This is a genomic window from Micropruina sp. (genome assembly GCF_047606365.1).
Taxonomy (GTDB): domain Bacteria; phylum Actinomycetota; class Actinomycetes; order Propionibacteriales; family Propionibacteriaceae; genus Micropruina.
Genome location: NZ_JASGEN010000005.1, coordinates 1 through 10,609 on the forward strand (window position 1 = coordinate 1; position 10,609 = coordinate 10,609).

11 protein-coding genes are annotated in these 10,609 nt (G+C 70.6%); 9 read left to right on the forward strand and 2 right to left on the reverse strand.

Annotation, left to right across the window (positions count from 1 at the left end; all coding sequences use genetic code 11):
- Window positions 1-160, reverse strand: a 160-nt coding sequence (locus QM624_RS00795) for a carboxylesterase family protein (RefSeq protein WP_415088178.1), incomplete at its 3' end; no start/stop codon positions are given.
- Window positions 161-215: 55 nt separating this feature from the next.
- Between QM624_RS00795 and QM624_RS00800 the strand changes: the two genes are divergently transcribed.
- Entirely contained in the window at window positions 216-1,370 is a 1,155-nt protein-coding gene (locus QM624_RS00800; RefSeq protein WP_415088167.1) for a cation:proton antiporter, read from the forward strand.
- A gap of 92 nt (window positions 1,371-1,462) precedes the next feature.
- A complete protein-coding gene (locus QM624_RS00805; protein ID WP_415088168.1) occupies window positions 1,463-3,034 on the forward strand; it encodes a succinic semialdehyde dehydrogenase in 1,572 nt (523 codons plus the stop codon).
- Here the strand turns inward: QM624_RS00805 and QM624_RS00810 are convergent.
- Window positions 2,991-4,112, reverse strand: coding sequence for an LOG family protein (locus tag QM624_RS00810; RefSeq protein ID WP_415088169.1), 1,122 nt, complete (start codon window positions 4,110-4,112; stop codon window positions 2,991-2,993). The two genes, QM624_RS00805 and QM624_RS00810, sit on opposite strands and share 44 nt — an antisense overlap.
- A gap of 108 nt (window positions 4,113-4,220) precedes the next feature.
- Here QM624_RS00810 and QM624_RS00815 point away from each other — a divergent pair, with 108 nt between their 5' ends.
- The 7 genes from QM624_RS00815 to QM624_RS00845 form a co-directional block, all read left to right on the forward strand.
- A complete protein-coding gene (locus tag QM624_RS00815) occupies window positions 4,221-4,760 on the forward strand; it encodes a universal stress protein (RefSeq protein ID WP_415088170.1) in 540 nt (179 codons plus the stop codon).
- Between the two features lie 14 nt (window positions 4,761-4,774).
- Window positions 4,775-5,164: a fluoride efflux transporter FluC gene (locus tag QM624_RS00820; RefSeq protein ID WP_298133416.1), complete on the forward strand. Its 390-nt coding sequence runs from the start codon at window positions 4,775-4,777 to the stop codon at window positions 5,162-5,164.
- The gene (locus QM624_RS00825; RefSeq protein WP_415088171.1) at window positions 5,161-5,526 is read left to right on the forward strand and encodes a fluoride efflux transporter FluC; all 366 of its coding nucleotides are present in this window, start codon (window positions 5,161-5,163) and stop codon (window positions 5,524-5,526) included. The genes QM624_RS00820 and QM624_RS00825 overlap by 4 nt, the downstream gene beginning before the upstream one ends.
- Before the next feature lie 184 nt (window positions 5,527-5,710).
- Complete coding sequence (locus tag QM624_RS00830; RefSeq protein ID WP_415088172.1) at window positions 5,711-7,249, forward strand: HNH endonuclease; 1,539 nt, start codon at window positions 5,711-5,713, stop codon at window positions 7,247-7,249.
- 22 nt (window positions 7,250-7,271) lie between these two features.
- Complete coding sequence (gene dxr / locus QM624_RS00835) at window positions 7,272-8,429, forward strand: 1-deoxy-D-xylulose-5-phosphate reductoisomerase (RefSeq protein ID WP_415088173.1); 1,158 nt, start codon at window positions 7,272-7,274, stop codon at window positions 8,427-8,429.
- Window positions 8,426-9,709: a M50 family metallopeptidase gene (locus QM624_RS00840; RefSeq protein ID WP_415088174.1), complete on the forward strand. Its 1,284-nt coding sequence runs from the start codon at window positions 8,426-8,428 to the stop codon at window positions 9,707-9,709. Before dxr ends, QM624_RS00840 begins: the two co-directional genes overlap by 4 nt.
- Window positions 9,706-10,609 (forward strand): hypothetical protein (locus tag QM624_RS00845; RefSeq protein WP_415088176.1); only part of this gene is annotated, 904 nt, incomplete at its 3' end. The genes QM624_RS00840 and QM624_RS00845, both read left to right, overlap by 4 nt.

A 10,609-nucleotide genomic window follows, 5' to 3' on the forward strand; every position in this document is an offset into this window, starting at 1 on the left:
CCCCCGTCCAGGCCGCCCGTGGCTGCGGCGCGGCGAACCGCAGCTCGCCCACCGGCGGTTCGGCGAAAGGGATGCCCAGAAAGGCGACCGAGCCGGGCCGCTGAACGCCGCGGACGGCGCCCGCGGTGGTGCGGACGAGAGGTTCGGGTGTCGCGTCCACTGTGACATTCTCCTTGTCGGGCCCCGATCCGGGCAGGTCGGCCTACAGTATGCCGGTGACGTTGGCGGTGCTGGCCCTGATCTGCGCCGTCGCCATGCTCGGACCGGTGGTCAGCCTGAACCGGATGGTGCACATCCCGGTCGTCATCGGTGAACTCGCCGTCGGCATCGCGCTCGGCCATACCGGTGCGGGTGTGATCGACGCCGACGATCCGACGCTGTCGTTCATGGCGCAGATCGGCTTCGCCCTGGTGATGTTCGTGGCCGGCAGCCATGTGCCGCTGCGCCAGCCGGCGATGCGCAGCGGGTTGCGCAACGGCCTGTTGCGGGCGCTGGGCGTCGCCGTGATCGCGGCACCGCTGGGCCTGCTGATCGCGTCCTTCTGGGGGACCGGGCACGGACCGCTCTACGCGGTGCTGATCGCGTCGTCGTCGGCGAGCATCGTGATGCCCGCCCTGGGCGGCGCCGCGGTCACTGCCCGGTCGGGTCTCGAGATGCTCGTCCAACTCGCGATCGCTGACGCCGCCTGCATCGTGGTGCTGCCGCTGGTCCTCGACCCGTCGCAGGCTCTGATCGCCGGGCTGGGCGCCCTCGGTGTGCTGGCGGTGGCAGCGGTCTTCTTCCTCTTCCTACGCTGGTCCGAGCGCACCGGACGGCGTGACCAGCTGCACGAGTTGAGCGAGAAGCGCGGCCTGGCTATGGAGCTGCGGATCACCCTCACCATGCTGTTCACCCTGGCGGCGCTGGCCGCCACCGTGCACGTCTCGGTGATGCTGGCCGGCTTCGCGATGGGCCTGGCGATGGCGGCGGCCGGCGAGCCGCGCCGGATCGCCAACCAGACGTTCGCCCTCACCGAAGGCTTCTTCGCACCGATCTTCTTCGTCTGGCTAGGCAGTTCACTGGATCTACGGGCTTTGGCCGGTGATCCGCAGGCGATCGGCCTCGGGGTGGCGCTGGGGGCGGCCGCCGTCCTGGCGCACGGGCTGTTGACCTTCACCCGGCAGCCGTTGCCGATTGCTGTCGCGACGTCGGCGCAGCTGGGCGTCCCGGTCGGGGCGGCAGCGCTGGGCAAGACGATGGGCGTCCTGGATCCGGGTGAGGCGACAGCGATGCTGCTGGGCGCGCTGATCACCATCGCGGTGGTGGCGGCGTTCAGCGATCGGCTGGTGCAGGCGGTCACCGCGCCGGTCCCCGATCCGTCCGCCGGTTGATCCGGATCGGCGGATCCGGGCGGAGCAGTTCCGCCGAAAAGGATTCCGAGGATCCTGCTCGGATCAGGCCGGAGCGCGACTACATTGAGCCAATGCATGCGACGGCCACCGAGACGGACTTCGTCCTCCCGTCGTCCCGGGTCGCCGCGCTGACCGCGCTGGTGGTGTGTGCCGCCCAACCGGAACGCCGGACGGTGCTCAGCCCGCTGTCCGGACGTCCGCTGGCGCAGATCCCGCAATCGTCGCGGGCCGATGTGGCGGGCGCCGTCGGTACCGCCCGGTCGGCGGCCAGGCAGTGGCGTGAGCTGAGCCCGCGGCGCCGGGCGGCGATCGTGCTGGCCTTCCACGACCGGCTGCTGGCCGGCCGTGAAGAGATTCTCGACCTGATCCAGCTGGAGACCGGCAAGACCAGGGCGGACGCCTTCGAAGAGGTCGCCGAGGTGGCGAATGTGGCGCGCTACTACGCGCGCACCGCGTCCGCGCTGCTCGAACCGCGGCGCCGTCGCGGGGTGCTGCCGGTCGTCGGCCACGCCACCCAGTCCCGGCTGCCGCGCGGCGTGGTGGGCGTCGTCACGCCGTGGAATTATCCGTTCGCGCTGTCGCTCGGTGAGGCGATCACCGCCTTGCTGGCCGGCAACGTGGTGCTGTTGCGTCCCGATCCGCGTACCGCGCTGTGTGTGCTGTGGGGGGTGCAGCAGCTGATCACCGCCGGGTTGCCGGCCGGTGTGCTGCAGGTGGTCGTCGGTGATGGCGATTCGATCGGTGCCGCCGTCGTCCGTTGCGTCGACTTCATCAGCTTCACCGGCTCGACCCGCACCGGACGCGCGGTGGCGGCGGTCGCGGCCGAACGGATGGTCGGCTGCTCCCTCGAACTCGGCGGCAAGAACGCCCTGTACGTGCGCGCCGACGCCGCCCTGCCGCTGGCGGTCGACATCGCCCGCCGCAGCGTCTTCACCGCAGCCGGGCAGCTCTGCACCCACACCGAGCGGCTGATCCTGCACAAGGACATCGCCGAGGAGTTTCTGCGACTGTTCCTGGCGGCGGTCGCCGAGCTGCGGCTCGGTGTCGCCCTCGACTACGGCTACGACATGGGTTCGCTGTTCGGACCGGAGCAACTCGAGCGGGTCATCGGCCACGTCGAGGACGCCCGTCGCCGCGGTGCCCGGGTGCTCACCGGCGGCCGCCATCGTCCCGAGATCGGGCCGTGGGTCTACGAGCCGACCGTGCTCGAGAACGTCAGCGCCGCCATGGACCTGCGTGACGCCGAAACGTTCGGCCCGGTGGTCAGCGTGTACCGGGTGGCCGACGACGACGCCGCGGTGCGCCTGATCAACGACTCCGACTACGGCCTGCACGCCACCATCGTCAGCGGCGACCGGACGGCGGCGCGGGCGTTGGCGCCGCTGCTGCGCACCGGCACCGTCAGCATCAACGAGAGCTTCGCCGCCTCCTGGGGCGCGGTCGGCGCCACCATGGGCGTCCGGGGTGACTCGGGGACCGGCTATCGGCACGGCCCCGAGGGTCTGCTCGCCTACACGGCGGTGCAGAGCGTCGCCGAACAGCGCGCCGGACGGCTGGGAGTGCGTGGCGCCGAAGGACAGCGGCGGTTCGCCGACTGGTTCAGCCGCGCGCTGGTGGCGGCGCGGCGCGGCGGACTGCACTGAGCGCCTCGATCGCCTCCTCGGTCGAATCCACCAGCCGGATGAAGTCGGCCATCCGGCGTCCGGTGGCGAGGCTGTGCAGCAGCGGCCAGACCGGCAGCACTTCCGTCCAGTACTCCGAACCGACCAGCACCAGCGGCGCCACCGGGTCGGACGCGGCGGCGTAGTAGTTCGGGGTGACCGCCTGGAACACCTCTTGGACGGTGCCCGCCGCGCCCGGCAGGTAGACCAGGCCGCCGCGGCACATCCGCAGCAGCACGTCCTCACGCAGCGCGTTGGTGAAGAATTTGGCGATCCGGGTGGCGAACAGGTTGGGCGGCTCGTGCCCGTAGAACCAGGTCGGAATGCCCAATGACAAGCGGGTACAGCGATACCGGTGGGCCACCGCCTGGGCCGAGCGGGCCCAGCCGGTGATGTCGACCGACCAGGGCGCTCCGGTGGCCAGGTCGTCGATCGCGGCCTGCAGTTCGGCGTCCGTTCCGTCGAAGGAGGCACCCAGGTTGGCCGCCTCCATCGCGCCCGGGCCGCCGCCGGAGAGCACGATGTGGCCCTCATCGGCCAGCCGGTGCGCCAGCTCGGCGCTGGCCCGGTAGGGGCCGGAGCCGCGGCGTTCGGCGTGCCCGCCCATGATGCCGACCACCCGGGACAACTCGACGTCGGCCAGGGTCTGCTGCAGGGCTTCGGTGATCGCGTGGTCGTGCAGAGCGGCGGCCAGGTCGGCCGCCAATCCGCCGGGACGCAGCTGCGCCGACTGCCAGGCGAAGATGGCGGCATCGGTGGTGGCCGGGTAGCCGTCCGCGAGATGGTCGTACAGCTCGTCGGGGGTGTACAGGTCGGGCCGGTACGGGTCGAACGGCAGGTCGGGCAGCCGCGGAAAGATCAGCGCACCGCGCCGGGCCAGATTCGAGGCGTCCGCGGGACGAAGGGCGCAGCCCAGGAAGATCCCGCCCTTGACCTCGGTGGACCGCAGCGCGGTCGAGCGCCCGGTCAGATCGACCGACTGGATGAACACCCCGGCCAGCGAGCCGCCGGAGGCCAGGTGCGCGTCGAAGGCATCCAGTGACTCCAGATCGATCCGCACCGGATCACCCTAGTGCCGACCGCTGTCGGGGCGACCACCGTTGGTCGAGCTTGTCGAGACCCGGCCGGCAACGAGTACTAGCGTGTAGCCGAATGAGAGGAGACCGGGATGCTCCATCAGGTCCCACAGCCCAGCCCGGAGCGGATGACACCGTTCGGCGGCGGGGCGCTTGTGGTCGGAGTCCGGCCGGGCAGCGATCCGTTGGTGGTGCTCACCGCGGCGGCGCTGGCCCGCACCACCGGCGGCGTCATGTACTTCGCCTACGTCGATGAACAGCGGTACACCGAGCGGGAGTTCCCCGACGGGACGGTGCAGCACAGCGACATCAATCCGGACGCCGCCGATGATTCGTGGCAGCGGGTCGAGGCCCGGATCAAGGACGAGTTGGCCGGACTGCTGGCCGGCTCGGATCTGTCCTGGCAGTTCCGCTATCTGGCCGGACGTCCGGACCGTTCGCTGACACACCTCGCCCGCGCAGTCGACGCGGCCGTGATCGTGGTCGGCAACCGGGCCCCCGAGCACGGGGCGAAGGTGCGCGAGTTCATGGACGGCGCCCTGGCGCTGAAGCTCGCCCAGCATCAGCACCGGCCGGTGCTGGCGGTGCCACTCTCGGTCGTCGACTGGAAGGCGCCGATGCCGTGGGCCTGAAACCGTTCCGAGGCATGTCTTCGACGGTGGTCCTGGTCGGTGGCGCGTTCGGCACCGCCGTCCGGGCCGCGCTGGAGTCGGCGTTCCCCGCCCAGCCCGGCGGCTGGCCGTGGACCACCTTCCTGATCAACGTCAGCGGCTCGTTGCTGCTCGGCCTGCTGCTGGAGACCCTCAGCCGTCGCGGCCCGGACGCCGGGGTACGCCGCTACCTGCGGCTCGGCCTGGGCACCGGGGTGATGGGCGGCTACACCACCTACAGCTCGTTCGCGGTGGAGACCGTCCGGCTGTTCGGCGAGGGCGGCGCAGCGGTGTTCGTCGGGATCGGCTACGCGCTGGGCAGCGTGGTACTGGGCCTGGCGGCGGCGTTCGCCGGCATGTGGCTGGCTGCGAGGTGGTCACGATGATCGCCCTGCTGGTTGCGCTGGCCGGCGGTCTGGGTGCGGTTGCCCGCTTCCAGTCGGACGCCGCGATCGCCCGGCTGCACTCGCTGCGGATGCCGCTCGGCACGCTGACCATCAACACCGTCGGCTCGGGCCTGCTGGGCCTGATCACCGGCTACGTGATGTTCCACACCGGTGCCCCGGAGTGGGCGGCGATCGCCGGCACCGGCTTCATGGGCGGGTTCACCACGTTCAGCACCGCCAGCGTCGAGGGCATCCGGCTGGTCCGCGCCGGACGCCCGCTCGCCGCCGTGGTGCACGCCGGCGGGGGACTGCTGGCCGGGCTCGCAGCCGCGACCCTGGGCCTGTGGGTGATGTCGCTGTAGTCGCTGGCAGCCTCGCGAAGGTACAGAAAATGGCGATCGACCTGCGCGGGCAAGTCCGGGCGGTCTCGTCCTGATTTCCTTACGGTTCCGTAGGTGTTGTCCGATTGTTGTCAGTGCACCTGGGGTGCGGATTTCTGTCAGTGAGGCCCACTATGTTGTGGGTATGGGAATCCAGGCGGCGGAAATGGTGACACCGACAGCGGTGTTGGCCGAATTGTCCGCCTGCGATCACGCTGAACGTGCGGCCTCCGCTCGACGTCTGGAACTCGCGGTCACCTGGGCGGGGCTGTATCCCGGAATCGCCGCCCAGCCCTACGACAAGGTGATCGATTCGTTGATCGACGATGCCACCGGTGTTGCGGTGGCGGCGATCGCCGAGTTCGCCGCGGCGCATGGGGTCTCCACGAACGCCGGCCGGCAACTGATCGGTGACGCGGTCGCCCTGCATGACCGGTTGCCGCGCTGTTGGCGTCAGGTGGGTGATCTGAACCTGCCGGCGTGGAAGGCGCGCCTGCTCGCCCAGGCCACGCGAGGCCTCGGCGACCAGGCGGTCGGCTGGCTCGACACTCAGGCCGCACTGCTCGGGGCCAAGCTCGGCGTCCGGACGATCAAACGGCTGGTGCTCCTTGCGCAGGCCCGATTCGAACCCGAGAAGCTCACCGACCTCGCCGAGAAGCGCTGGGTGCGGATAGGTGCCGACACCGAGGATCCGAGCGGACGCAGTTGGCTCGACGGCTGCCTCGACACCCCGGACGCGCTCGATCTGGACGCCGCCCTACGGCAGATTGCGGCCGATCTCGCCGACGACACCGGCGATGCCGACCTGGACCGGCGGAGGGCGCAGGCACTAGGGGTGATGGCTCGCCGCGCACTCGGCCAGCCGGAACTGCCCGACTGCGGAATGCCGGCTGCCCGCACCGGTGTCGATGACTCCAACGACGAGGCCGATGGTATTCGGGACGAGAACCCAGCCGCGTCGGCCCCATCAAGTGCATCGTCCATGCTGCCCGGTGGAGGAGGGGCGGAGTCCCACGGCGACGATGCGGAATATGCGCCGTCGGCAGGGCTGCCCTCCACAGGTGCACCGAACCTCGGCGACGACGCCGAGCAGACTCCGTCCGTGGGGTTGCCCGCCGTCGGCATCAGCGGCCGGCCTTCCGGGGCTCGTGCGTTCCGGGGGCACGGCCGTCCGATCATGATCTATCTCCACTTCGACGCGGCCCAACTCACGAACGGCTGCGGAGGCTTGGTCGAGGTGGGCACCACCGGCCAACTGGTCACCATCGACGAGATCCGCCGTTGGTGCGGTGCTGCGGGCAGCATCACCATCCGTCCCGTCATCGATCTGAGCGGCACCCGCGTGACCCGCGGCTACGAACCGACCGACGTGATGCGCGAACACATCGCGCTCCGTGACCGGACCTGCGTATTTCCGCATTGCGGCCGCGCTGCCCACCCGATCCGACGACCGGCAAGCGGGAATTACAGTCATGACGCCGATCACATCACGCCCTATGATTCCGGCGGCGAAACCTCCACCGACAATCTTTCCTGCCTGTGTCGATTGCATCATTTGCTGAAAACGCACACCGGCTGGCGTTACGAAATGATCGGCCCGGGTGAATACCTGTGGAAATCACCGGCGGGTCGGCAATACCTGCGCACCGCTACCGGCACCACCATGGTGGAAGCACGCCGAAGAGGTAGGTTCGAAGCCGCGTGACCGTCGCCTGTAGCCTGGCTCGGTGCGTGACATCGTCCTGCTGGGTAGTACCGGATCGATCGGAACCCAGACCCTGGAGGTGATCGCCGGCCACCCCGACGCCTTCCGCGTCGTCGGACTGTCGGCCGGCGGTGGCAACCTCGATCTGCTGGTCGACCAGGCGAACACCTGGCACCCGGACGTGGTCGCCGTCCCGACCCCGGCCGCTGCCGCAGCCCTCGACGGACGACTCCCTTCGAGCACCGCTGTCTGGGCCGGTCCGGACGCCTCACAGCGGCTCGCCGGGCTGCCCTGCGACGTGGTGGTCAACGCGATCACCGGAGCGGCCGGGCTGGAACCGACGTTGGCCGCGCTGGCCGCAGGCACGACCTTGGCGTTGGCCAACAAGGAATCCCTGGTGATCGGCGGCGAGTTGGTCACCGCCGCGGCCGCGCCCGGCCAGATCGTCGCCGTCGATTCGGAACATTCAGCGTTCGCCCAGGCACTGCGGGCCGGACGGGCCGAGGAGGTCCGCCGGCTGATCCTGACCGCGTCCGGGGGGCCGTTCCGCGGCCGGACCCGGGCCGAACTCACCGAGGTCACCCCCGAGCAGGCGCTGGCCCACCCGACCTGGAACATGGGCCGGATCATCACCATCAACTCGGCCACCCTGATCAACAAGGGCCTGGAGTTGCTCGAGGCAGGACTGCTCTACGGCGTCGACCTGGACGCCATTCAGGTGGTGGTGCACCCCACCTCCGACGTGCATTCGATGGTCGAGTTCTGCGACGGATCGACGATCGCGCAATGCTCGCCGCCCGACATGAAGCTGCCCATCGCGCTCGCCCTCAACTGGCCCGACCGGCTACCCGGCGTCACCCGAGGCTTCGACTGGAGCCGCGGCATCGACTGGCGCTTCGAACCGCTGGACGACGAGGCCTTCCCGGCCGTCGAGCTGGCCCGCCGCTGCGGCCACGCCGGCGGCACCGCGCCCGCCGTCTACAACGCCGCCAACGAGATCTGCGTCGACGCCTTCTGCGACGGCCGGATCGGCTTCCTCGCCATCGTCGACACGGTCACCGCGGTCGTCGACGAACATCTCAGCGAGCCCGCCGATGCGGTGCTCAGCGTGGACGCCGTCCTGGCCGCCGACGCCTGGGGCCGCGCCCGAGCCGCCGAACTGATCGCCGCGGGAGCGTGACCGGAGTGCTCATCGTCGTCTTCGCCCTGCTCTTCTTCGCCTGCATCCTGGTGTCGATCGCGCTGCACGAGATCGGTCACATGGTGCCGGCGAAAGCGTTCGGCATCCGGGTGCCCAAGTACTTCGTCGGCTTCGGCCCGACCCTGTGGTCGACCACGCGGGGCGAAACCGAGTACGGCGTCAAATGGATCCCGCTCGGCGGCTACGTGCGGCTGATGGGCATGTACCCGCCGGCGCGTCCGGGACGTCGGGACACTCGGCTGGCCCGGTTCGCCGACTCCGCCCGCGCCTACGAATGGGCCGAGATCACCCCCGACGACATCGCCAACAACCGGCTGTTCTACCAGAAGAAGACCTGGCAGAAGCTGATCGTGATGGCCGGCGGCCCGGCGATGAACCTGCTGATCGCCTTCGTGCTGTTCTGGTCGATCCTCGGCCTGCACGGCAGCTGGCAGCCGCAGCCGGTGGTCGCCGAGGTGCAGTCCTGCATCATCCGCGAGACCCAGCCCACCGCACAGTGCGTGGTGCCGGACACGCCGGCGGCCAAGTCGGGCATCCGGGCGGGCGACCGCATCGTCGAGTTCAACGGCGTGGCGATCAGCAGCTACGAACAGCTGACCGACCTGATCCGGGCCAACCTGGACGGCGAGGCCCGGCTGGTCGTCGACCGCGACGGCGTCCGGACGCCGCTGACCCCGGTGCGCACCGTGGTCACCGGTGTGCCCGACAAGCTCGACCCGGGCAAGCGCATCCCGGCCGGCTGGTTCGGCATCACCCCGACCTCGGTGCTGGTCAAGGGCGGCCCCGGGGATGTGGTGGCGCAGATGTGGCAGCTCACCGAGCAGAGCGTGGTGGCCATCGCGCAGTTCCCGGTCAAGGTGTACAACGTCGCGGTCGACCTGATCCAGGGCAAGCCGCGCGACATCTACGGGCCGCTGAGCATCGTCGGCGCCAGCCGGGCCGCGGGCGAGGTGGCCGCCAGCGACACCATCGACAGCACCGACAAGCTGGTCCTGTTCGGCTCGCTGCTGGCCGCGGTCAACCTGTTCCTGGCCCTGTTCAACTTCGTCCCGCTGCCGCCGCTGGACGGCGGCCACATCGCCGGCGCGCTGTGGGAGGCGATCCGGCGGGCCGGTGCCAAACTGCTCGGCCGGGACGACCCGGGACCTTTCGACACCGCCCAATTGCTGCCCGTCGCGTACGTCGTGGGGGCTTTCCTGCTGCTCACCGGCGTGGTGCTGATCGTCGCCGACATCATCAGCCCGATGCAGCTGCTGTGACCGCGCAGCCGGTCACCTTCCTGGCGATCGGTTCGCGCGGCGACGTCGAGCCGATGGCGGTGCTGGCCGGTGCGCTGGTGGCCCGGGGCCGTCCGGCGACGGTGATCGCGGTGGACGACTATGCGGCGTTGGTGCGTTCGCACGGGGCGGCGTTCCGGGGCATCGGTCCGGCGATGGACGAGGTGGCGCGGCTCGGCGGCAGTTGGCTGGGCCGCTTCGCCTATCGGACGCCGCTGGCGCAGCCGGCGCTGCTGGGCCGGTGGCTGGCCGGGCTTGCCGCGCCGCTGGCGTCCGCCCTGGACGAGGTGCCGCCGGGTTCGCTGGTGGTGACCGGGGTCGCCTCCCGGGACGCCGCGCTCGCCCTGGTCGAGGATCGTGGCTGCCGGATGGCGACCGTGCTGCACACCGCGGTCCTGCCCACGTTGTCGCCGGCGAGTCAGCTGGAGGGTGACCGGCTGCGGGGTCCGCGGTGGGCTCGGCGGCGGTTCGTGGACTGGTACTGGCACACCGTGCAGGGGTTGTCCCGGAACACCGGCCGGGTGTTCCGGCAACGTGCCGGACTGCGCCGGTATGGCGCCTCCGGCCTGGCTGCGGCGGCGGACCGTTTCCCGATCTGGCTGGCCGCCGACCCGGTGCTGATCCCGCCGGCGTCCGACTGGCCGGCGAGCTGCGTCCAGACCGGTGCGATCCGGCCCGCGCCCGCCGAGTGGACGCCGTCCGAACCGCTGCGGTCGTTCCTGGATGTCGGTGAGCCGCCGGTCTACGTGGGGCTGGGCAGCTTCAACGATGCCGGTGGCGTGCGGTGGCTGGAGCTGCTCGGCAAGGCCGCCCGGCTGGCCGGACGCCGGATCGTCGCCCCGGTGGTGCCGGGCGGGCCGCGCGGTGTGGTGGACGAGTGGC